General features: G+C 48.1%; 14 protein-coding genes. 3 read left to right on the forward strand and 11 right to left on the reverse strand.

The window, feature by feature from the left end; genetic code table 11:
• Positions 1-97: 97 nt before the first annotated feature.
• The 6 genes from ICL07_RS02000 to ICL07_RS02025 form a co-directional block, all read right to left on the reverse strand.
• Positions 98-2,041, reverse strand: a complete 1,944-nt coding sequence (locus ICL07_RS02000; RefSeq protein ID WP_188086274.1) for an early set domain-containing protein — start codon at positions 2,039-2,041, stop codon at positions 98-100.
• 9 nt (positions 2,042-2,050) lie between these two features.
• Positions 2,051-3,727 (reverse strand): FAD-dependent oxidoreductase, encoded by a 1,677-nt coding sequence (locus ICL07_RS02005; protein ID WP_188086275.1) that lies wholly within the window; start codon positions 3,725-3,727, stop codon positions 2,051-2,053.
• An 11-nt stretch (positions 3,728-3,738) separates the two neighbouring features.
• Positions 3,739-4,563 carry a sialate O-acetylesterase gene (locus tag ICL07_RS02010; RefSeq protein WP_188086276.1) on the reverse strand — a complete coding sequence of 275 codons (825 nt, stop codon included), beginning with the start codon at positions 4,561-4,563 and terminating at the stop codon, positions 3,739-3,741.
• Entirely contained in the window at positions 4,526-6,019 is a 1,494-nt protein-coding gene (locus ICL07_RS02015; protein ID WP_188086277.1) for a RagB/SusD family nutrient uptake outer membrane protein, read from the reverse strand. Before ICL07_RS02015 ends, ICL07_RS02010 begins: the two co-directional genes overlap by 38 nt.
• A gap of 30 nt (positions 6,020-6,049) precedes the next feature.
• On the reverse strand, positions 6,050-9,046 hold the full coding sequence (locus tag ICL07_RS02020; RefSeq protein ID WP_246484958.1) for a SusC/RagA family TonB-linked outer membrane protein: 2,997 nt from the start codon (positions 9,044-9,046) through the stop codon (positions 6,050-6,052).
• Positions 9,047-9,327: 281 nt separating this feature from the next.
• Positions 9,328-10,176 (reverse strand): YwqG family protein, encoded by an 849-nt coding sequence (locus ICL07_RS02025; RefSeq protein ID WP_188086279.1) that lies wholly within the window; start codon positions 10,174-10,176, stop codon positions 9,328-9,330.
• A gap of 285 nt (positions 10,177-10,461) precedes the next feature.
• Here ICL07_RS02025 and ICL07_RS02030 point away from each other — a divergent pair, with 285 nt between their 5' ends.
• The gene (locus ICL07_RS02030) at positions 10,462-10,632 is read left to right on the forward strand and encodes a hypothetical protein (protein ID WP_188086280.1); all 171 of its coding nucleotides are present in this window, start codon (positions 10,462-10,464) and stop codon (positions 10,630-10,632) included.
• Between the two features lie 184 nt (positions 10,633-10,816).
• Here ICL07_RS02030 and ICL07_RS02035 read toward each other — a convergent pair whose 3' ends face one another.
• Together ICL07_RS02035 and ICL07_RS02040 are read right to left on the reverse strand one after the other, a co-directional pair.
• A complete protein-coding gene (locus ICL07_RS02035; RefSeq protein ID WP_188086281.1) occupies positions 10,817-12,823 on the reverse strand; it encodes a hypothetical protein in 2,007 nt (668 codons plus the stop codon).
• Positions 12,824-12,954: 131 nt separating this feature from the next.
• Positions 12,955-13,341, reverse strand: coding sequence for a VOC family protein (locus ICL07_RS02040; protein WP_188086282.1), 387 nt, complete (start codon positions 13,339-13,341; stop codon positions 12,955-12,957).
• Between the two features lie 241 nt (positions 13,342-13,582).
• Between ICL07_RS02040 and ICL07_RS02045 the strand changes: the two genes are divergently transcribed.
• Complete coding sequence (locus tag ICL07_RS02045) at positions 13,583-13,987, forward strand: hypothetical protein (RefSeq protein WP_188086283.1); 405 nt, start codon at positions 13,583-13,585, stop codon at positions 13,985-13,987.
• A gap of 69 nt (positions 13,988-14,056) precedes the next feature.
• Here ICL07_RS02045 and ICL07_RS02050 read toward each other — a convergent pair whose 3' ends face one another.
• From ICL07_RS02050 to ICL07_RS02060, 3 genes are read right to left on the reverse strand one after another with little or no spacing between them, the layout of a single operon-like run.
• Positions 14,057-14,695: a hypothetical protein gene (locus ICL07_RS02050; RefSeq protein WP_188086284.1), complete on the reverse strand. Its 639-nt coding sequence runs from the start codon at positions 14,693-14,695 to the stop codon at positions 14,057-14,059.
• A 17-nt stretch (positions 14,696-14,712) separates the two neighbouring features.
• Positions 14,713-19,044, reverse strand: a complete 4,332-nt coding sequence (locus tag ICL07_RS02055; protein WP_188086285.1) for a DUF6443 domain-containing protein — start codon at positions 19,042-19,044, stop codon at positions 14,713-14,715.
• Between the two features lie 5 nt (positions 19,045-19,049).
• Entirely contained in the window at positions 19,050-22,877 is a 3,828-nt protein-coding gene (locus ICL07_RS02060) for a DUF5977 domain-containing protein (protein WP_188086286.1), read from the reverse strand.
• Between the two features lie 387 nt (positions 22,878-23,264).
• Here ICL07_RS02060 and ICL07_RS02065 point away from each other — a divergent pair, with 387 nt between their 5' ends.
• Positions 23,265-25,319 (forward strand): TonB-dependent receptor, encoded by a 2,055-nt coding sequence (locus ICL07_RS02065; RefSeq protein ID WP_188086287.1) that lies wholly within the window; start codon positions 23,265-23,267, stop codon positions 25,317-25,319.
• The last annotated feature ends 150 nt before the right edge of the window (positions 25,320-25,469 follow it).

The following is a 25,469-nucleotide window of genomic DNA, read 5'->3' on the forward strand; positions in this document are numbered from 1 at the left end:
TTAACGTCTTTTTATAGTAGATTTCATTTTTTATTGATATGTAGAGTATACTTCACATAAAAATCCCCTGAAACGTTTTTCAGGGGATTTTCTTTTATTAATACGCCAGCTCCATTTTCTTTTCCAAAAACCCGTCTCCATAAGCCACCGCAATACGGTCCCCTTTTTTAACCGGCACCTTTTTACCGTCCAGCACCAGGGAGGAGGCGGCTGTTTTCAACACACCCTTGAATGTGGCATTGTTTTCCGGCAGCGTCATTACCCCCTTTTTCACATCATTGACAAGCACGGTAAGTGTTAGTGGGCCTGTTACCGGTGCCTCCCAAACAATATACAGACCGTCCTTTTTACGGGTAAGGGATACCGGGTGGTTATCGTACCAGTTCAATACAGCCAGACTCATATTCCATGCCGTATTGTGGGCAATCCATCCCTCCAGGTGCCGGTCCTTCCCTTGCGGATTAAAAGGATACATTTCCGTTCCCGGCAAACAACTCAGTGAGCCGCGGCATAATTCCAGCCGGGCGGTAACGTCATCCGGAAAACCTTTGGGATAGCCTTTGGAAATGCCTTTGAATCCTCTTTCCGGGTGATGGGCAGCATGTGCGTTAAGTGGATTACGACCATACAGGTTATCGAAATGCGCATAGGCCAGCTGTTCCAGGCGAAGTTTTTTGGCAGGGTCTTTCACGATAGCCGCCGCCAGCAGTGCGGAAGCCGGGAAACCTGCCACATTGCCCACTTCATTGTATTCCGGTACCGCCCAGGAGGTATCCCGGGTGTACTTTCTAAAGTCCCAGGCATTATCAGACCGGCTGATCGCAATATCCGCCCATTGTTCAATTTTTTGTTGCAGCCCGGCAGGTGCGCGGTCTTTGTAACGCAGCAGGTAAACAGCGATGCCGGACATCAGCATATGCTCGCTCATGCGCTGTCCTTTCGTTACCAGGGGGTCTTCGAAATTCAGCGAATCCACGATCCAGGCCACCTGTTTGTTGACCGCCTGCATATAAATAGCCGTATCGGCCCACCCTTCCCGTTTAGCCACTTCATACATCAGGAGATTGGGCAACACGGAAAATCCCGGCGCATGGCGGCCTTTGGAGCTACCTACTTCCCGCTGTACATCCAGCAGGCCCACCTTCGCCCAATTGCTGCGGGTGAACTGCCAGGCCTGCTGATACATCTCCTTTGAGAACCAGGTGTCCACATACGGGTACGCATATAGGAAAAATGCAAATTGTGCGAGCGTTTGCGGATGCAGTTGCCGGGGCAGCGGATCTCCGCTGGGGTCTTTCGTTTCCGGGTTCACCAGGTAATAACCGATACCCCAATGCAGGTTCATAAGCACATCCGGCACCTGGCTGCGCAGTGGTTTATCTATCGTTGTAAAATATTTACGGGCAGATGCGAGCGCAGTTTCATCGAGCCGGCCGGGAACCAGTTTGAAGCCAGGGTCCATCACCATTTTTTTCAGGCTATCGTAGGAAACGGTGGCCGGCATGGCGTTGTAGGCTGCGGGGTTGGACAGGTACATCCATACCAGGGAAGGCGCCTCGTAGGAATAGTAGGTACCATCCCGCCAGGGACAGCCACCATAGGCAGAATGATGCGTGCCTGTCACGCTGCGGCTATCATTCATGAACCATACAGAAGGCGCCAGTCCTTCTTTTTCTATCAGGAAAGGGGCAATCCGGAAAGGATAGGATACTCCCTCCGGTAAATTTCCGCCTTTAACATGGATCACATAGGACCGCTGCGGATCTGCCGGCCGGAAACCGGTAAAGTCACCGGTTCCTTTAAAGGTCTTTCCCTTATAGAGCGGCGTATTGACCCCTTCCGCGGTAATATAAAAATCTACACTGCCTTCCAGGGCAGTGGGTACGGTAAAACGTTTAGGCGCCCGGGTACTGTAGCCGGTCTGGTTGACGCATACCCAGTGCGCAGCGGGACGAAACCCGGCATCCTGCGCATCAGCCGGCGATACGGCGATTAATAACGTGGAAACGGCCAGCAATGCTGACCTGAGTTTTTGTATCATGTTTACTGATTAAATATCTGAAATAAGCTGTTTGTCTTTCAATAAACGTGCGCGCAGCAGGTCATACGGCACCTCTTGCACAGTCGTATGGAGGTCTATCGCCAGACTCGCCGCAGTAGCGGCAGACTGTCCCAGCACCATAAAAACCGGCTCCATCCGCACAGACCCATAGGCTGCGTGGGTAACGGAAACGCATATGGGTACCAGCAGGTTCCCGCATTCACCCCGCTTGGGTATGATAGCCCGATAGCTGATACCAAAAGGCGCCGGTATATGCACAAACATCCCACCCTCACTGGTGACGAAGCCTTTGGGCGATACAAACAGTTTTATCGCATGGGAATCCATATGATATGAACCCAGTCCCACCGGATCGGCCGCCACCTCCTTGCCCAACGCCGTATGCTCCGTAATCACCACATCGCTGATCATACGGCGTGCCTCGCGTATGTATAGCTGAAAAGGCCAATGCCCCGTATCGGTAAACTCATCTTTCGCTAAGCCCCAGGGCGCATATTGGCGACGCACCGCTTCCGGAATACGGGGATGATGCTGTAAGGTCCATATCAGTCCGCGTTGCCATTGTTCGTGCAGACGAGCCATCCGCTCCCGGGTAGCATAGTCTGCTTCCGGATAGGCCCAGTTCATACCTACAAAATCTGTGGAAATATAGCCGTTGTTGTTAGTATCGGTTTTACCGTTGGGCAGCAGGTCCAGCTTCAGGAAACTGCCTCCGAATGCGGTTTTAAAAAACTCCCCTTCCATGCCGCCCGCTTCAATAAAGCGGAAAAGGAGTTCATATTGTTCTTCGTGATAACCAGCTGGTTTTTCAATAAACACGCGGTTTTCAGGCACTTTCGTCAGGCATAGCCGGTAGTTGTAAGCCTGTACCCCTTTGTCGCCCTCGCCTACCTTTCCTCCCCAATCGGGGTATACACGGGGAAGCAAACCACTGGCAGGATCTCCCTTTACCCTATAAGGATCGATCCCTTCCGGGAAGCGGCCCGGCAGCGGTAAAGGACGGATACCGTTGTTCTTTTCCCCATACCGGCTGTTGGGCTCCCGGCCCACGGTATAGGATACTCCGGCAGCCGCCATCAGATCTCCCTCATAAGTAGCGTCGATAAACATCTTTGCCCGGAACATACGCCCCGATTCCATCCGGATACGGGTGATGTTTCGTTCCTTCATCTCCACTCCACTCCTGCAATTCAGTCTTTCGTTCCGCACGATAGTCACCTTTGCTTCCGCAGCCATCTGATCAAACAGGTGTTCAGCCACAGATGGCTCCACAATCCACATGGTTTGATCATCCGGTGCCAGGGGCGGATGTTGTTCGGCCATAGGGTGCTTTTGCTCCCATTTCCAGGCTTTATCTGCCTGGTAATGTTGCCAAACCCGGTGAAAATACTCGCGTGATAGTCCTCCTATCGTATGCGGATCACCTACATCCACCCAGCCAAGGCCGCCGCTGGTGAGGCCGCCCAGGTGTTTGCCCGGCTCAATCAACGCCACCTTTTTACCCATACGGGCAGCCTGGATGGCTGCCATTACGCCGCCACTGGTGCCGCCGTAAACAACGATGTCATAGTCGTCCGGGTTGATGGAAGACGTAAATGGAAAGACGGCACCCATTGCCAGGATGCCTGTCTTCCGTATAAAATTGCGTCTGTTGAGTTCATCCATTGGTAAAGCTGTTATTTTATCTCTTTCGCTATTACCCGCCCTATATCATTTAAGCCTTCCTGGTTGTAATGTATATCGTCCGTCATCCATTTTTTGGTGGGAAACGAAGGCGTATCACGGTATACGATCATCACTGCCGGCAATTTCCGGGCCACCGCCTGTTGTGCTTTTCTTACCTCCTCAAACCCCGCTACCGGATGGCCGGAGTAGTTGCCCGTCTGTACAATAAAAAACGGCACCTTATTTCCCAGTGAAGCGCGAAACCGCTGAATCAGGCCAATTAATGCGGACTGGTATTCCGCCGTTGTCAAGTTCCCGCTGTTGATGGCGTTGGCATCTCTTTCTCCCTGTAACCAGATAATACCTTTGAGTACGCCCTTACTTTTTTGCAGTACGGCGGTAGTTTTGCCGACTGCCGCTTCAAACAGCGAGCCGGTGGTATCCCAGGTGTCCATGGCGCCCAGCCTGGCTTTCGGGTGACAACTGGCCCCGCCCCTGGCCGCCGGCACGATTATCACGGTATCGCCTGTACGCTGATGCCATGCCGCTGCAAAGGCCGGCCATACACTGCCGGTGCCGGCTTGTTCCAACTGCCGGTAAGACTCGCCAACCGGATCTTTCAGTGATACTAATGTATCTGTTTTCCATTTATATTCATATGCCGTACCGGACTCACAGATGAGCGATCGTGCCTGGTCGCCTTTGCCCACAGCATTACTTTGCCCTGCCGCCAGGAACACGCTGCGGTGCTGCGCGCCGGCGTGTAAAGACGCCATACAACACCCGATCAGCAGCCACTTACCAGCCCGCATTCTGCTGCAGTTTATCGTTGGCATTGACCTCCGTTTGCGGAATCGGGAAATACCGGTTTCTCGCCTGCGGATTTCTTACCGGGAATACATCATTCACCGCACGCGGTATTACCTGGCGGTAGGTATCTGTACGGGATAAGTCATACCAGCGGTCGCCTTCGGCATACAATTCCCAGCTCCGCTCCTGTAAAACAGCGGCAATAAAGGCATCTGCCGCCAGTCCTGCCGTGAGGTTACCCAGCCCGGCACGATTGCGCACTTTATTGATATACGTATAGGCGTCACCGGTAGCACCGTTTAAACGGGCTTCTGCTTCGGCAGCAATCAGGTATACATCTGCCATCCGTAATATTTGAATATTGGTAGCATGAGCGCCGCCAACAGAATTGGGATCTGCGTATTTCCTTACCAGCACCGCTTTTTTGGTGACAGGCGTAATAGATGCCTGAGGGACCACCGATCCCTGTTTATTCACATAATTGGTATCCATCAGCTGGCGGCGTTTATCTCCCGGATCAAAAGAATCAAAAAACGCCTGGTAGGCAAAAGCAGAACCGAAAGAAGAATTACCATAAGCCGGCGCGGCACTGTTAGGAGGCCCGTACAGGCTCATCATCTGGGAAGTACGGCCATTGGCGACTGATTCCGCTTCATAGGCCCAGAGGTTTTCTTTCCGGGCAACGTCTTCTTTGGCTACATTAAACACATCGGTCACATCGTCCATCAGTCCCACACCGGTGGTACTGGTGATTACTTTCTGTGCCTGTTGCAAGGCCACTGACCAGTTCTCACCATACAACGCCGCTTTGGCGTATAAGGCCTGTGCCGCCTGTTTGCTGGGGCGACCTTTTACAAGCGAAGCGCTGTAGTCAGGAAGCCCTGCGATAGCTGCTTCCAGGTCGGCGTAAATTTGTTTATACACATCTGCTTTAGGGCTCTTGCCTACATAAGCATCTTCAATTGTTTGGCTGGGCTTAGTCCTGATCACGATATCACCAAAATTTTTGGTGAGGAACCAATGAAAAAAGGCACGCATAAAGTAAGCCTCCGCCAGTATTTCCTGCTTACGTTTCTCATTGGTCATTTTGGTATTCGGTACTTTCAGCAGTACCCAGTTAGCATTTTCTATACCGGCATAGGCATTGGACCATATATCGACGGGCGATTCCATGGTACGGCTAAAACTCACGGCTGCACTATATTCCGGGTCATAACTGAAGAGCGTGTAGGTATCCCTTCCCACCACCGGCCGGGGATATACCTGGTCGGCGCTAAAATCGGGCACAATCAACGTGGATGGCCCGGAGTACATATCCGCCAGTTTAGTGTATACGGCAGCCAGCGCAGCTTCCGCGTCTTCCGCTGTCTGGTAGAATTTTTCTGTGTAGATAGATGAATACGGCGTTTCATCCAGTTTGCTGCAAGATGCACCTGATACTGCCAGCAATCCTATAATACTATATCGAAAGAAACATTTCATGATTGACGAGATTTTTTAAGGATGAAAACATCATAACGACACCTGTACCCCTACGAGGAAAGAACGCGCGGTGGGATACACCAGGTTGTCCACCCCTATCTGTTTGTTGGAATTGCCGAACGTATTTACTTCCGGATCAAAGCCGGTATAGTTGGTGATGGTAAACAGGTTGTTGGCGCTCACATACACCCTGGCGCCGGAAAGGCTTTTCATCTTTGGCAAACGGTAACCGAGGGTGATATTTTTACAACGCAGGAAAGAACCATCTTCCATAAAACGGTCGGTGAGCGGTAACCGGCCTCCCTGGAAACCGCTTGCATATTCATTGGAAGGATTGGTAGGCGACCAGCGGTCGACCAGTGCGGCATACAGATTCCTGCTGCCCAATGGGTTTTCAAAGGAATAACGTACCAGGTTGTACACTTTATTACCCTGTATACCGGAGAAGAAGGCGCTGAAATCAAACTGTTTATAACTCAGATTGGTAGAGAACCCATAAGTGAAAGAAGGGTTGGCGTCTCCCACAATTGTCTGATCAGCGGCACTGATAATTTTATCATTATTAAGATCCCTTACCTTCACCCCGCCGATACGGCTACCAGAGCCATCCAATACGGTTTCACCGGTTTGATAGATACCATCAAACACATATGTTTTAAATAAACCCAGTGGCTTGCCGACCTGCATCACCTGGTAGTTGCTGACCGCATATTCAGTGAGACCGCCCGCCAATCCGGTGAGTTTATTCCGGTTGACAGAGATATTACCGGCTACCGACCATCTCAGGGGGCCATCCAATACAATCGCATCTATAGCCAGTTCTACGCCTTTGTTTTCCATGCTGGCGAAGTTACCGGTGATCTCACCGTATCCTGATGAAGCAGGCAGACTTCTCACAAACAGCAGGTCGTCTGTTTTCTTTTGATAGATATCAGCCGTCACATTTACCCGGTCTCTCCATAAGCCCAGATCAACGCCGAAGTTGGCCTGTACAGAGCGTTCCCATTTCAGGTCCTTATTCGCGATGCCGGTAGGCCTGATACCCGTCACCGGTCCGTGGTTGAAATAATATTGGCCCGAAGTACCCTGCAGGGACAGTGATTTATATGCATCGATAGCGCCGGCATTACCCGTAAGACCGTAGCTGAAACGGAATTTAAGGTTACTGACAGCTTCCCAGTTTTTCACAAAAGGTTCTTCCGAAGCCCGCCATGCAACTGCCGCTGCGGGGAAAAATCCGTATTTGTTGTTAGCGCCGAACTTCGTAGAGCCGTCGACACGAGCGATCAGGTCCAGCAGGTATTTATCCCGGAAGCTGTAGTTGATACGTCCCATATAGGAATCCAGCCGGTCTTTGGAGCGGCTGCTGCTCACATTCCTTTCTGTAGCCAGTTGCAGCGCTTCATTCAGCGTAGCATCGTTGGGGAACTTACTGGCTTCAATGGTATTGGAATTCGCCAAATTGGACTGAGTAGCGAATACGCCTGTGGCCTTGAGGTAATGTTCTTTACTGAAACGTGTTTCATAGGTAAGGATACTTTCATGCAGCAATACCACGTTACGGCCGTTTACTTTTTTGGCGCTGCCGCCACCGGCTGCCAGATCGCCACTGGCGATAATGGCGCGGGGTGAATAATAATCGTTCAGCGAAGCAGATAAGACAGGGTTGAAATTAGCGCGATAGGTCAGGCCTTTCAGCGGTGTAATTTCCGCGTACAGGTTTCCCAGTGTCCGGTTAATCTGGTCCCTGTTCAGGATCATGGCCATGCCCAGCGGGTTTACGGCTTCGCGGTAACGGCTGTTCATCTGATCACCGAAAGGCCACACGGTTCCATCTTTCGTATAGGGTTGCAAGGTAGGCGGCGCTGCCATAGCAGCCCCGAGGATACTCTGGCTCACCGCGCCCCCATCGATGCTGGAAGATCCGGTAGGGACGGTATTATTCACCACATAACTGGTCAAGATACTTGCACCCACTTTGGCCAGGTTGCTGATACGGTGATCAAAATTCAGGCGGAAAGAATAGCGTTTGAAACCAGAGCTGATTACCACCCCCTGTTGGTCGAAATAGTTAGCAGCCATGGCGAACTGTGTTTTTTCGTTGCCACCGGAGGCAGTCACCTGGTGGTTCTGCATCGGCGCATCGCGGAAGATAAGGTCCTGCCAGTTGACGCCTCCCCCCAGCGAAGCAGGATCGTCGTATACTTTTGATTTAAACACTTCATTTTCCAATGCCGCAAATTCCGATGCATTCAGCATCTTCATTCTTTTGGTAGTACGTTGTACCCCATAATAACCGTCGTAACTCACCGTTGTTTTACCCGGCTTGCCGCGTTTGGTGGTGATGAGCACCACCCCGTTGGCGCCGCGGGCGCCATATATCGCCGTAGAGGAAGCGTCTTTCAGCACCGCTACGGATTCAATATCCCCCGGGTTGATAATGGATAAAGCGCTGAGATCATTCACCCCGCCCGAGTTGGACAGTTGCACACCATCCACTACATATAATGGCTCTGAGGTACCATTAATAGAGTTGACCCCCCTGATACGCATACTGATGTTACCGCCGGGAGCCGCAGAGTTTTGTGTGATCTGCACACCCGCTACCCTGCCCTGCAGGCCTTGTACCACGTTGGAGATAGGCGTTTGTTTGAGGTCCGCCGTTTTTACAGAAGTGATACTGCCCGCCACATTGGCTTTCTGTTGGGTACCGTATCCTACTACCACTACTTCATCCAGGTCTTTATTACCTGTTTGCAGTACCACATTGATTACATTTCTGCCATTCACGGCTACTTCCTGTGTAGTATAACCGGTGAATGTAAATACCAGGGTAGCATCTGGTTGTTTTAACAACAGGGAATATATTCCGTCGGGTGTTGATACGGCGCCGCCGGTAGTTCCCTTTACCCGTACAGTTACGCCAGGCAGTGCCTCGCCGCTGCCGGCGCCGGTTATCCTGCCTTTTACCGTTAACTGCTGTGCCCAAACCAACACGGGGAGCATGACAATTGGGAAAATTCCCATGATTCTGAGAAGATGTTTATTCATAACTGTAGATCTTGGTATTAAACCCGGCCCAAATACCGGAATGCTGTTGGTGCTGGAATTGCCCCGAATTTTGCCAAAGAATCTGACGCAGCAAAATATTTCAGGCGCTATTTTTCATGGGAACGGTCCCATCTTTTTGGGACTGTTCCCAAAAAGATGTCTTTCTACCAGATATGGGGTAAATGCGGGCATCAAAAAAGAAAAGGGCCTGCAAGTTTTACACTTACAGACCCTTTTTATAGCGTGGATCGTATATGTTACATATCCTGCAACACACACCAACAGTTATCAAAATTCTTTTTCTCCAGATCCTGTTTCCTGATCCAGAAATATAAGCGGCCCATGTCTGCCCACATCATGTTAGCATGTTCCTGGTTGCTGTCTACCTGGAGTAATAACTGCCAATCGCCGGCGTTGGCTCTCAGTTCGTCATAGGCAGGATCTTCAAACATGCTAAAGTCGCCCGTATAATCTTCATGCGTTACGATCTGGCAAAACATTTCCATCTCGCTTTGGAGATTGTCTGCATGACCTAATGTTTTATTGGTTTCCTCATCTTTCCATACCTGTTCTCCGTACACATCTCTTTCTTCGCTGCTGAGGAAAGAGAAGGCTTTGCTCCATTTAAACGGCATGGATACCTGCGTTTCAAATGACAGTGCGCAAGGAGAAAAACAGGCTTCGTCGCTCAGTGATTCGGGGAAATCGGGGAAGCTTAGTTCAGCGGCGGTCCCATCGAAATAAATCACCCGGAACAGGTGCTTCTCTTCTTTGGAATATCCCCCCATACTTTGATTCGCATCGAAAAAGAAAAACAGATACCCGGTATCAGGGAGGATGTGATAGGTATCGAAAGGCTTGATTTCCGGCAGATGGAGTTGAGCGATAAACGACAGATAGTCGCCTTTATTATCAACGGGCCAGGCTATATGTTCCGGCAGATCGGGGGTACCTCCTATCCTGGAGCTGCCCGCCGGTACATCGTTATAGTCCTGGATCGGGGTGAGATGATACCGGATAGTATCTTTCATAAGGGCGTCCATCTGAGGCTTATGCTTATCCAGATTGCTGGCTGTCAGGGCGTTGTAAAACAACTGTTTATTCATGGTATAGTAATAAATCCGGTTAAAGATAAATGCTTTCGTCTTTTTTGGCTGGATAATTTTCTTTGTACTTTTTTTTATTATCCAGTTTGTTATTTTGAAATGTACCACAGCAGATTTTTTGCTGATATAATCTTTCCGATTTCCACTCCATATGTTTATCCAGTGGGGGGTTACATATTTTTTTCTCTCAACAGAATTTGATATATTCAATGGTATGAAGACGGATATTCCGTTTTAACATTTTCCTGCTACGTTATGTATTTTTCAACCATCAAAGTTTAATCCATGAAAAAGAAAACAATGCAAAAACTGAAGTTGGAGAAAATCAGGATCGCTGCGCTGCATCCCGCACAAGTGAAAACCCCTGCTGGCCGTACGGGTGAAACCTTCTTCTGCCCATCGCATCCGGGCAATTGTTATACGGATGAATGCCCTCCCACTTCGCAGATTATTTAACGAGGAATTTTTAACAAAGAGGGCGTCTTATTTATGATGTGCCCCCAAAAGTGTCTAACTTTTTGGGGGCACTTCTTTACTGTTGAGATGCCCTCTTATATTTTGGACATATTCCCCTTGGGTATAGTATGTCAGAAAAAGGAAGACCATATTTTTCCGGCCTTCCTCTTTTTATTCCACATGGTTACTCAATAATAGTGTAGCTATTGCCGACGGTAAACCTTGATCTTACATCTCCCATCAACAGGAGACTAACCCTGAGGGAGCCATCTCCGCCGTCGGTATAGCCGGCGCCGGTAGGCTGGAATACCTGAATCAATGATTTATCATCGGCTACTACCAGGCAAGGGAAATCAGGAGGCCGGTTGCCGGTCAGTTTGAACTGCCAGACCGTATTTGCTCCGGCTAGTCCCATGTTCTGCGTGCCGGTTACCTCAAACAGTCGCCGTAGCCTGTGTGTGATATAGCTGGCAGTAAGGTAACATCCTTTTAGAGTATCCGGGAAAGCCAGGAAATCAATCAGCGGACCGCCCGTTGGGTCCAGTAACGACAACAGCGGGCGCAGGGCGGTTCCATTGGCTACAATAGTGGCTTCACGCATGTTTAGCCGTACCCTGGTAAAAACGCCATCGGTTGATTTGGATTTCCAGTTTACCAGGCTGGTAGTAGCCGTAGGGGAAGTAACGCTAATGATGGTATTCGCTCCTATCAGCAAGCCTACATCCGGTGTATCTGCTGTAGCGGCGCCCCATCCATCGGAAGTGGCAATAAAATCGGTCACGGTTATCCTGCTGTTGTACAACCGGATTCCTCCATATATACCTTTGGTGTTGATGATCAGGTGTTGTGCGTTGCCGGTCACGATACAATTTCGTACTTCTGCATTAACGGCAATTGAGGTTTTCAGAATACCGAATACGGAGGATTCCCTGTATTCCTGTCTTACACCTGTAGGTTGTACCCTGTTGCTTGTAATGGTGATATTACAGTTTTGCAGGGTAAGGTTAACAGGTCCATAACTTTCTTCCCCGGTCAATACAGCCGACAATCCGATGTTGGTTGCGGTAATGCCGTCTACAACCGCCGTGGCAGCGTTGGCCGTGGAAGAAAACAGGTAAAGTACGGTGGCACAGTCGGCTACCATGCTATCATGTACAAACAATGAAGAAGCCCCGCAGGAAAAAGCATTGCCCAGGAAAAGGGCAGAACCGTTGGCCCACATGTTGGCATAGTATCCACCATTTACATAAGCGAAAACATCTATATCTTCAATCACCACGCCACCTTTCGCACAGTAGGTAGCAGAGCCTGTTCCCAGGTTTTCGGCATAGGCGGTACAGTTATTCAGATATACTTTAAAATCGGGGAAACCTGCCAATGCGGCGTCGCCACACCAGGCGTCTGCCGCGTAGGCAGCGTATCCCACGGAAGCCGGATTGGAGTGGCAATTTGATAATACTACTTCACTGGAAGAACTGACGTATAATGATCCGGTACTACCCGCCAGATAACAGCGGCAGTTGTTTGCGTAAATATGGGATGACCGGATGATGACCAGGGCATGACCACCATTTTGTGCCAGGAATTCCCTCCTTGCTTCCTTATCCAGGGCAACAGAAGCATCCGCATCTCCATAATGTTGTCCCTTCGCATAGAAAACCAGATCGTCCAGGTGTATATTGGAACAACCGTCTATCGCGAAAGTAGCAGGGAAGCGGCATTTAGCGGCAGCTTCACCAGGGTTGGCAGCGTATAGCCGTCCGTTTTTCAGCGTAATGTTTGTTTTCCCGCTTAACCGGATGGTTTTATCCAGGGAAATAGCATCGCCGGATGTAACGCCGGTAACCGTATTGTACACAGCGATCTTCTTCTGTTGAAAATCCAATACAGACCCATCCGGAAGCCATTTGAAAAGATCTGATACAAGGCTGGTCTCGTCGGTACCATCTCCTTTCAAACCAAACCAGGCCGCGAAGAGATCACCGCTGTACAGCCGTTTCCATCTGCCGGTGACAGCACTGCCTTTTACAATGGTGCCATTGTTATCATTTTCTGTGGAGGCCGCATCCCAATAAAAATCACCGCCGCCCCTATCACCTGGTGCATAATATCCCAACAACATACAGGTTTCATTTGGCAGTGGAGTGCCGGCATAGGCTCGCAGCGCCGCGAGCGATACAAAGGTCGTCATAGCATATATTTGAGGTTATTGCAACAATGCCTGCTAAAAATAATGTTGCACAACGCAATAGATATACGCAACGATACCGGCATAAAAAAGGCGCTTTAGAAGCGCCCTGTTTAACCTTTGACAAATCTTTACTACATCAGAAATATATTAAACTTATGTCCATCCGGATCAGTAAATACAAAGCCATAGAAACCGGGGCCGAATTCTTCCGGTTGGGTAACGAGCGTTCCTCCGGCCTGTTTGACCGCTATTGCCCATTCATCCACCTCCTGCCTGCTATCTGCAGAAAGTGTAAACACTATTTCATTCGCCTCTTTTGCTTCGATGATAGATCCATGCACGCCGGCTTCCAGCGCATCTTTCAGAAAGAAATGGATGATAAAGTTATCATCTCCAAAGAAAAAACTGGTCAGCTGCTCCTTTGCGCCGTTATGTTTAAATCCAAGTTGCTGGTAGAATTTAGTTGTTCGGTCTAAATCCGCTACGCCGAAATTGGCCCAGATTTTTTTTGCATTCATACAGGAAAGTTTTTATAGTGAATCATTTTACATGCATTTCAAAGATAGGATGTTCATTTATGAGAAAGGGTGGTATTTTGCGAACTTTCATGGGGGTATTTCTGACATCTGTCAACTGATCTCCGGATGACGGGTTCCAAGCGAACTCCGCTTAATTTCTTCATAAAATAACATCCTGTTTCCCGAAAAAAAACTAACTTAAACAGATCATCTAAACCCTTATTTTTTAAAAATTTTGACCATGAAAAAAGCACTCGTATTCAGTGGCCTGACTACCCTATTTTTTGTACATAGCGACCTTGCTACTGCCACAGAGAAAACCCCCAACCCCGTTTTTATCACTGCCGACAACATCACGACCACCTTTAGCGTCCGGATAACCCTGGTAGATATTCATGGAGCGCCAGTTAACGGCAGTACCGGTCTCCGTGGCTACTGGGCCCAAAATGTGGCTACCGGCGAGTATTTTTATCCGGGAGGCCAGGAAGATGAAGATAAATTTGAGAACCTTCCGGCAGGTACTTATACCTTCGGGGCCTATGCCGGTAACTGGGATGGCGCGGTATCTAAGACCGTAATGCTGAGCAGCGGAGATGTAGGTAGTGATGGGTATATTGCGGTGGCGTTGACGTATTGGGTGGAGTAGGTATGATATTAATAAAAAGACCGGTCGGAGGCCGGTCTTTTTATGTGCTTTTTATTTGCGTTATAAATATTAAATTTCAATCGGAGTTCGTTCCCTTAAGACAAAATCATCTGCTATAATGAAAGAGTTATTCAGAAACAAAATTTTTGGATGCTGAAAACCATCGGTATACTTGATACCATCCCATAATACTGGATCGGATATATTTGCCTGCGAGCAACTAATTCCTTCCTGCTCAAGACACCTGGCATATATATTCATTAATTTCTGAGGGCCTCTTCCAAACAGTCCGAATGGAGGCAAAAAATCACTCCGGTCTAGAAATGCTGTATTCAGATAGGCATCCAACGGCAATAAATCTCCATAGAGTTCTCTATGAACTCTATATAGTTTCCAAAAAAGCGTAGATGAATCTCCTTTTACATCTTTAAAGTACAATGACGATTGCAAATCATTGTACTTCCATAATAAGGGATGCTCTTTCACCAAATCAATATCAGAAAAACTGGTATCGCTCAGTTTAATTTCCTTGCATTGAGTCAAATCAAATATTACTCTTTCTGATCTGATCTGTTCCCCTTCGTCAAGACTAATATTTAAAGCTAAAAAGGGTTGACTAACATGAACATTTAGTGAAGAAACCTTGATATCCACTTCCTCGGGATCAAAATTCTTCTGAATATATTGGATAAAGTCCTCCAGTAACATATTGAAAATTTATAGTCTTAAAATTTTAACCACGGTAGAAATCTATTATTTCTTGGAAACTCATTACCTGTTGGAATACGAGCTCCTCCTGGAAGTTTTTTACCTTGGGCATCCTTCTTTTGATTCATATGTGGTGTTGGGAGCTTATTATGGTCGGTACCAGGGGTTCCTTCTTTCGTTCCTCCATCGAATCTTTTTTTGTTATCAAATCTATTTGGATTTCTAGGATTTTCCTTCCATTCCTCATATTTATAAACATTTCCATCCTTATCTCTTTGAAAGGTCGTATGGTCACCAGCTGCCCCTTGATCTGGTTCGAGTTTATTTGTTGACCTACCGACCTTTTTTTTATCGCCTCCCGGCCCATTTTCCTGCGGTGCAGCATTTGTTGGTTGATTTGAGCGAGGTGCGGACGCCCCATCTTTGGGTGCTTCTCCACTTTGAGCCTCCATTAATCTAGACCGTTGCATAGGAGAATAAGGGCCAAATGGTGAGCCTGGCATATAATCTACCCCGCCCAAGTCAGCACCTCTTAATTTATCAACCACCTTTGTCACCACGACGGTAATTCCTAAAGCAGCCCCAAGAGCACCCAAAGCTTCTCCGATTACAGGCAAAGCAGGCACCAAACATGCAGGGCATTTTCCATCGGGATCACTATATCGGATTGGATTATTATAGGAAAACTGATATGGCGTCAGCATTTCCTGTTTCCCCTCTTCAACCCATGGATCTATTTGTAAAAATCTTCCAACCTGCTGATCATATGTCCTGGCATTGAAGTCATATAATTCTAACCCTGCCCCATCTCCGAACTCGCCAGATTGTAATTCATTTCCATTGTATTTCTTGCGATTTTCTGGATAATCCAACCCCTTCAACACATTGGAACTAATCCCCGCCATCGTTAACCCAAACGGGTAATAATGCGTCACTTCCAGCAGCGGACCAGTGGCTTGTGTCACCACCAGGTTATCAAAGAACACATCCTGCGGGGTTTCATTACTGGTATAAACATACAGGAAACCGCTTTTAGTTACCGGTACCTTGTCTGTTGCCAGTGTCTGCAACTGGTCAGGTTCTTTTTTTACCTGTTTTACCCCGCTGTTATTGTCTACTAAGTTAAATTGTTCATCAAAGAATACAAAATTCAGATAAGCGCTGGGATTATCCGGCTTGGATTCTTTATTTTTTAGCTGCTGATAATGCTGATTATAAAATTCCGCATTAAACGACGTGGTATTTTCAGCTACGTCAAAACCATGCTGACCACCGCCTGAAGTACTGCCACGGAAAGCCTGCGCCAGGCTGGCAATCATGTCTTCCACCGGCGGAGGTGTATTATTTACCGGTTCCTGTGATTTATAAAATGCCTTTACACCAATCTGAATAGTATCGCCGGCCATCACTTTGAGTACCAGTGAAGGACCGATCTTATTCCCCCCGGCCTTTGCATTCAGTTTAGCGACGGAAGTATTTTCTCCGGTGCTGCCATCCTGTGGATAGCCGGCAGGTTTAGCTGCCCTGGTTTCATTGATATTACTGAACAATGCTGTTTCCTGTGGCGCCCGGGCGTTTTCCATTGTGGCCGTGTATACTGAGAGGTCCGTCTGTTCCGTGAGTACCACCCGGACATTCCCCAGGTGATCTTTTTCAAAGTAGTCATAGAAATACGCTGCGGGTTGACCAGCTTTGAACACCGGACGCACGCGCCCTTCTTCATGTGCCAGGAACTGCAAGGTATCATTCTTAAACTCCCCGGCAGCCATATAGTCGGTAACGGTGGTCTTTACGGGGGATTGTGTATTATCTGCAACTGTCTTGCGTAGCTTAGTCCCGGTAGCGTCATATTGATAGGATATGGTCCCTTTCCCGGTGATGGTGATCTGCTCTGGCAGATTCAGATGATTGTACTGTATACTGGCAATACCTTTGTTACGGTCCTGCATCAGGTTACCGTTGGCATCGTAGGTATAATCGGTATTCTCATCGGATACCGGCTCTTTAAAATCACCCAGGGTACTATTAGGGTTATTGACACGATCTGTTACAAACCGGAGTTTATTACTATTGGCCACATAGCCGTATTTAAGATCATCCACGGTAACAGATGCAGTTCCCGCCAGCCCTTCCTGCTTCATGAACAGGATATTGCCGTTTTCATCGTACTGCAGGTTACGAACGGAGAAGTTCACCTGGTCATTGGTCCAACTGCTGCTGCCGGCATTCTGTTGATTAAAATCCGCCTGGGTCAGGCGGTTAACCCGATCGTAACCGAAATCATACTTTCTGGAGATGTTATCATTTTTGCTTCGCCATATTGTTCCGGAGATATTGCCGTTGAATGCCGGTCCGGCATAAGCAGTGCCATCGATGACAGACGCAGACTGATCATAGCCCAACTCGTAGCCAAAATAGTTACCAGTAGCCTGCTTTACATAATCTCTGTTGGCGCCGAGCTGCCATCCCCGGATATTGTAATCGTAGTGTATATTGTCCAGGTTGTTGCCAAGGGTTTTATCAGTCAGCTGTCCCAGGGCGTTGTATTTGTTATCAGCGATGACTTTCAGCGTACCGGCATCGTTGAGCTGTTTGGCGACAGTCAATAGACGGTTGGTGTGGTCATAGGTATTGACCGTGAGCATACGCACATCCGGCGTGGTACCGCTGCGTGGGTTACGCTGCCTTACATAGGTACTGAGCACTTTACCGGAAAAATCATACAACGTACTGGCCACATCGCGACCATTGTTGTTATTTTCTGACACTGTTTGTATCGCACGGCCTTTCTCATCATAATAAGTGGTAGTAGTGAGATACTGGTCAGTACCGAGTACCAACTTTTTGATGCCTGTTACTTTGCCTGTTACAACGGTGGCAGGAGTAGTCACCTGTTCTGCTGTGCTACTGCTACCGGCATTTAACTTCGACAAGTCACCGGTTTCGGCAGGTAAAACCCCGGCATAACTATAATCATCATAAAAAGTATAAGTCAGTGCCTGCAATGCAGCTGCCGGGATACCGGGGAGCGGATTACTTACCGTAATGGTCTGCGATCCGGTGCTCAGGGAAGGGTCTATTTCCGCGACCACATCAGCACTATTACCGGTATCAAATCCATCTTCCAGGGTAACACTGTTGCGAGCCTGGTAAGCATTACGGTTATCATAGCTGGCAACTACCAGGTTATCCGGCCCCGGAAACGAGCGGGTAATGGTACCCTGGGTACCGGAAACGGTATTCATCGCGGCCTGCAGTGTAGCCCTGTTGTCGCCGGAAGTATAGAGAGCGGTCATCACAGGCCTGTTCTGACCATCATAAAAGTTGGCCATCCATTTACCCTGGGCTGCGAGATTACCATCCTGGCTAAACACCATCCTGTCCCGGACATCATACACCATGTTCATAGCAGCGGCGCCGGGTATTTTTTTGGTGATCATCCGCTGCCGCTCGTCGTATTCATATACAAAACAAAGCTCCGACACGATATCTGTCTGGCCCGAAAAGGACCAGCCTGTGGCTGCCAATGCTGCTACCGCCTTCGGCGGGATAACATAACGCAGGTTATTATAGTCGTCATATACGTAGTAAGTCGATAACCAGTCTGCATGAGGATTTGCCGGGTTACCAGCCAGCTGCATCCTTTTCAGCACCACTTTCCCTTCCCTATCGGTAAAGGTAATCGTCTGGTTCCCCTGCTCGTCTGCAGTGATATTTTTGAAAAGTTCACCGGCTTGATAGGTGGCTGCCACCGGTGTACCACCGGCACTGGCAGCTATAGTCCAGCGTTTTACATCATCAGCAGTGTTGTTGACAGCATAGGTGTTTTGTCCGGTATGACCATTGCCCGGTTGCCAGGTACGGCCTGGCGCCCCCTGCTGCAATAAACGGTTAAACGGAGAAAACTCCAACTGTTGCTGCTCAAAAGGCCGGTCATCCTTTGCTACGTTTGGTAAGGCGGTATTAGCCGGACTGTAAAAATTGAGCTGATCAGCAAAAGCGCCGGTACGAAAACTACCATAACCGGTGCTGTTCATATCTGTATAAGGCAGCACTTTTTTGACTGTCCGCCCGTAGTTATCATATTCCGTAGGTGTGATGATGTCTTTTTTTTCCGGACTGCCCTGTATGGCAATCACCTGCACCGGTCTTCCCAGGCCGTCGAAATAGGTAACGGTCCTATTGCCGCTTTCCGCAGGCAGCGCATTGACCTGTGCCTGGGTACCTACCCCTGGTACGTTGACAATCGTTTTGCCGACGAAGTTTTGCCCGGGACTTAACTGGCCTACCGTTTTAACAGCGATCAGCAGCAAAAAAAAGGCTATGGTGATGGTATAATTTTTTTTCATGGTAATCAGAGGCTAACACAGTTAATAGGGGATAATTTAGTGTATATCTGGCTCGTGGAGCCGTCGCTAAACTGGTATTGATAGGTGCAACGATACTTTCCATTCTCCGGTACGCTGGACAGGTAATACATGTTACCGGTTTCACAAACGCCATTGATGAATCGTTTTCCTTCAGCAGCACAGGAACAGGTACCATAAGTATTGGCTGCCGCCTGACCATTGGTATTGATATCATCCAATGCCAGCTGATCTGCCGCAGCCTGACTCACAGGGCTGGACCATTTCCGGGCCTCAACCTCGTATTTATATACCATCCCCTGACCGTTTTCCGGAGGGCAATCGTTCTTAAAGAAATTTCCGGACTGATAACCATTATAAAACAAACACTCTCCATGTGCATTGGCATAGGTCTGTCCCCTGGCGTTGATTTCAGCATTGGCCAATGCATCAGCATCCGCCTGGCCTACCGCCGAGGTGTGCGTACCATATTTCACCCTATAGTTTACGGTAGTTGGTTCTCCTAGCGTACAATCATTTTTAACAAATCCCCTGGAGACCTCCGCATTGTAAAACAACGTCTGTGCAGCAGGCGTCATCGGTGTTCCCGGTCCATAGTTATAAGTGTAGTTCTGTACAATATTCCCCTTATCATCCCTGACATTCAGCAACCTATTCAACGCATCATACTCGTAGCAGGTGGTAATGTTGTCCGGAGTGGTACTGCTGCTAATGCCCACGCCGGGCTCATAGGTATATGTTGTGGCCTGTGCATCCGCCGGGTATATCTGCACATCGTCTATCCATGCATCTGTACCGGATAACCGGAAAACACCGGCAATACCGGAGGTTCGATGCAGATAGAAAGTCCAGCCATTACGGGTGATACCAGTGGTTGACAAAGGTACACTAGTCGTACCCTCCTGTGTAACGGTCAACGGTCCGGTTTTAGACCAATAGCTTACTACCATCGGTTTGGTGACGCTGGCGCCAAGGTTGCATTGGAGGTACCCGGTAACCGGAATTTTCAGGGAGTACCTGCCGGTATGACCGCTATTCAAATCAAATACACCACCACTATTGGTCCAGTTTCCGCCATACATGCTCATTTGTTCAAAGCCTGTGTAGGCGATTTCCTCAAAAAGTGCATTATTAACTACCATCACAGGATACCGGTCAGGATACTCCCTGGCGAAGGCTTGCGGCGCATCGTTGTCTTTGCGTTGTTCCACGATCTGTCCAAAGGAATACTTATAACTGGCCAATGGTTTATACCGGCTGTCTGTTACCAGATTGTTGCCGCCCCAGGAAGAAGTCACCCAGGTATCAGGCGCTCCGGCAGCCTCCAGGCGAAAAGTACTAACTGGCTGGTATTGATCGTAATAGGTCAACAATCCACTGATGAGCCGTTTGTTACTACCATCCGTTTGCTGACGGTATTGGATACTCTCTATCTCTGTCCCATACATACCAGCGCTGGTCAACGCGGCAATACCCGCTGTGCTGCCATTGACGCCGATATAATCGCCGGCATATTTTTTCACGGTTACCACTTCTTCGTTATTGGTGGTCAAGTCATTGATCTGTGTCGGGAAAGTATGTTTATCGCTGCCATAGGTCATTTTACGAATGCTGGTCAGGTAATTGCCCGTCATGAGATCGAATGTTTTTTCCGTCTGTTGTACCAGCTGTTTCTGTTGCGCCCAGATTGTATAACCGTCGGAATACAGGATGTTTGTAAAAGTACGGACCTCCAAACAGTCACCCATGGATTTCCATACTCCTCTCCCTTCGTAAGTGAACATGCCATTGGCATCCTGTTTCTTACACCATTGGGTCAGATTGTCCTGTGCGGCTTTCAGCTTTACCCTTACTTGCGGTACATTACCTATGATCTGGTACGTATAGGTATTGGAGAGTTCACTCAATAACCGGTCATTGTTGTCATAGACCGATTTTTTTTCCAAATCTCCATTCCCCACATGATCATCAAACTGATCAATACTGCCTATATGATATTGATACACTGTTTTACCCAGCGGCTGGTAATTATTAAAATCGTATTGATATTCTGTTACCCGGCTATAGCCAATATGCGAGCCTTGTACAGCCCCCATTCCGTACACAGAATTGGCGGAAACGGTATAGTTAACAGTACTCTGCTCTTCTGATCCGCCAATCACAATAGGTGGTGGCCAGCGGTGCATGGAGGTAGTAACATCATAACGGGGGAAATTATTATCGCTCTTGCCGCTTGTTTTGCCGTTCTCCAACTGGTACTCATATCGTTTCACCGTTCCTTTTTTGCTGGCATAGGAATAATCGGTGATCTCCCGGATACGGATACCTCCTACATCGCGGGTAGAGGAGTCCTGCAGCAGCGCATCATGTTGTTCATAGGCAAATTCCGTATAGCCGCCAGTGGGATAGGTAATCCGGGATAATACTCCTGAAATCGACCCACTGAAATTAGGATTTCTGAGCGCGCCATCACCGACAGATCTTCCATTGGGGAAAGTGATAGCAGGTACCAGGCTGGAGTTACCATAACCATTATAAAAGCCCCAATGGTCCAGCCCAGCTGTAGACCGCTCCGGTGGGCTTCCCATCTCGTTGTAGGTAAACAAATACGGCGGAGGGGGTGTTTCACTGGCTGGCCACTGTAATACTTGTGCCAGCGTATCCAGGTGCATCCGTTTTTGGGAGGAAGTGCTGCCAGGCCCCCCAAAGAACCCATATCCCAGACTATATTGTTTCTGCAGCTTACCCTCGTAGATTTTGATGCTTTTCAGCTGCTTGTCCAGTGGAAAATTGGAGTCCGGACGGTTAGACACCGATTCCAGCTCTACACTCCCCACCCTGTCTCCGGCCCTGGAGTAGACAACACTCTTGAGAAATTTACGTTTGGCCCAAACGAAAGGCGGTGAAGTGGTGACAGCACTTCCCTGTTCGGAGTAGTCTGATCCTGACGGGCGTTTGTGTGTGGTAATCATACTTAGCGTGACAGACCTGTTTTGGGAAATCTCCTCTGAAATAGCACCTTCTATTGTGGACTCATAGGTAAAATCAATACGTTCCACATTATTAACAGATACCATACTGGTAAGATACCAGCTGGAATTATAACTATAGCTTCTACGGGGAGGCGCTTCTTCTTGTATATCATCCATTAACTGCATCCTGGTCTGTTCCGGGCTGGCAAAACGATAGGTAGTGCCATTTTCATCAGTGATAACAAATTCATCTGGATGGTTATAGGTGATGGTCAGGTTGTCCCGTTCTTTTTTCACAATGCTTTTATCCGGTAGTACCATGAATTTCCCGGATTTCCCGGCAAAATTATAATAGTACATATCTGGTTGCAGATCCCGGATTTCCATCTTCATCTGTTTGAGAAAATCCTGATAGGCAAATACATCGGAGCTGGGAGGCAACACGAGAGGGCCATTATCGTAATAGTTTTCGTTAATGTCAGGATTCCCCATTACCCCGCGGGTAATCACCCCGCCGGCATTCAACGACCAGCCCATGCCTACCCAGGGAGCCACCTCTCCGGGTTTGAACCCACCGTTATTGTAACTGAGGGAGATCGGCAAAGACAACATCTGCCCTTTAAATTCATGCAACGGGATACTGATCTGGGGAGTACCGGTAAACAAACTAACAGGCACATTACCATATTTCCCCAACTGGGCCGCCTCCGGCGCTACCGGCAGGGATTGCCGTGCCTTAAATTCCAATCGGGCCACTTCTGTTGGCAAAGATGTCTGCCGGGCACTCAGCTGGCCAATACCAGCCAACAAAACAAAGACGGGAACAAGAATCTTCTTTTTCATAGATATACCACAGTAAAAACAGAAAGAAAGCATAGCCACACAGGGCTGCAAATTTCACAAACGGGCTAATTTACCAGCGATGATATCAGGGATATGATCAACGGCATAGCAGGGAGTGTATAATTGATAAATGGTTACTCAGAACAAATAGTTAACAAAAAGCATCCAACACATCTGGTCGTTCTGCATGACTCTAAAGTAATCATAATTTCGGAAAAACAACCAACTATTAAAAACAGCCGCGCTTACCCCAACCTCCCCGGTATTTTTCCGCTTTTGATTATCCGCCTTCCCCTATTGCGATTACCTTTGCGGCCATATAGAACAAAGCAGACAGGGATAATGGCATATTCCGGTCACTTTTTAGCGTAACATTAATTTTATTTCATGAGATCAGGCTATATCCCGGTGCTTTTAGCATTGACGGTCGCCACCCATGCTTTCGGACAGGATAGTTCCAGACCAAAGCGTCTTACCGATACCACCAGCCAGCTGAAGGACGTTATCATTACAGCCAGCCGCGTAGCAGAACAGGTCAACGAAGTACCGTCATCCGTGACATTCATTTCGAGGAAGGAACTGGCTAAACAGGCGCAAATCAACAGCAATCTGCCCTATATCCTGATGCAGAAAATACCCGGAATATCTCCCAGCGAAGAAGGACAGAATAACTTTATCGGGAAATTGAGAGGCAGAAACTTCCTGGTACTCATTGATGGCATTCCGCAATCCACCCCATTACGAAATGGCGGGCGTGACCTTAAAACCATTGATGCCGGCGCCATAGATCATATTGAAGTTATCAACGGCGCTTCTTCCATGTATGGCAATGGCGGCGCCGGCGGCATCATCAACTATATTACCATCAAGCCGGAGAAAAACGTTCCCTTCAGCTCTTCTACCTACTTCAATAATAGCCTGAATCTTATCAAAGCCGATGAAACTTACGGCTACAATCTCTCGCAGGTATTCAAGGGAGGCACAGGGAAATTTGACTACGTCGTTCAGGGCAAAATGGCACATTCCGGTGTGGTAAGGTCTTCTGACGGTGTGGTAGTCAGTCCTTTTTACGGACTGGGAGAAACGAAGACCTATAATGCCCTCGTAAAACTCGGATATGATTTCTCTGCCCGTCATCGTATTGAAGTAATGGGGAATTATTACAATAGCATCCAGGACAGCAAATACATTGGCACCAAAGGCAACTTCGGTGTTTCTCCGGCCATCGGTGTCAGGGGTGACACCAATATCCTGGGAGGTACTCCCTATAATAAGACCCTGAATGTAAAATATACGGGGACCTATGGTAAAACAGCCGCCAACGTTGCGGTGTATTACAACGATATCAACTCCGTATTTGAAGCTTATAATCAAATATATTCCGATCACCGGGGCGGACGATTCAATTTCTCCACTCCTTTTGCATTACCAGCCAGCAACAGTGTGCAATTGATTTACGGTATCGACTTCCTGAAAGACCATACCATACAGAAAGATATGGCAGATAAGCTGGTCACCCCCGATATGAATATGAACAGCATAGCGCCTTACCTGCAATCCAAATTCATATTGGCTAAACACTGGATATTCAAAGCCGGAGCGCGTTATGAGAACCTGTTGTTTAAAGTCAGCGACTTTACCAAAGGCAACCAGCTTATCCCAGGTGCTACCAATACCTATAATGCTTTGGTGTTCAATACCGGCCTGCGATATAATCAGTTCTCCGCTATTCAGCCATTTGCCAGCTTCTCCCAGGGCTTTTCTATTGGAGATATCGGACTGGTGCTGAGGAACGGGGTTTCATTAAATGCCATTAATGTTGCGCCTGTGAAAGTGAACAATTTTGAGCTGGGGGTCAATGGAGATATACAGCGATTCCATTACGAGGTAACCGGCTATTACAGCACCAGTAAAAAAGGAGCCACCTTCAAGGAAATCACACCGGGGAACTTCGACCTTGTTCAGTTACCGCAACGCATATACGGAATAGAAGCGGTACTGGGATACAAGGCCGCCGATTGGCTAAGCCTGGGTGGGATACTGGGTTATATGGATGGAAAAGAAGATACCAAAAACGACGGCTCCTATGATGGGAAAGTAGACAACTCGACCATTTCACCTGTTAAAATCGGCGGAAATATCAACGTCAAACTCACTCCTCAATGGGACTTTTCCGTTCAGATGACAAAAATCGGCAGCCGCGATGTATTCCCCCAGGCGGTATGGAATTACGGGAAATATCCCGTCTCCGGTTATACCCTGTTTGATATGTATACCGCCTATCGATTCCGTTATGTAACATTGACCTTTGCCATCAATAACCTCTTTAACGCCAACTATTACCCTACCCATTCCGAAGTCCGCGGAGCAACCACAGAAGGGCGCTATTACGTTAAAGGCACCGGAACCGTCGCTAACCTGGGCGTAGTGATCAATTTATAATATTGTTGTGTTTGAGGAGATGATCGCTGGCAGATCATCTCCTCAAACTTTTTTCCGTTTTTGAACACCAACCTTCCTTATTTTTTCGTATATCCGCGGTTCAACCAAAAGAAAACAACCCCGGCGTTAAACTGATAACCTGCTCGTTCC

The organism is Chitinophaga qingshengii (genome assembly GCF_014529935.1).
Classification (GTDB): Bacteria; Bacteroidota; Bacteroidia; order Chitinophagales; family Chitinophagaceae; genus Chitinophaga; species Chitinophaga qingshengii.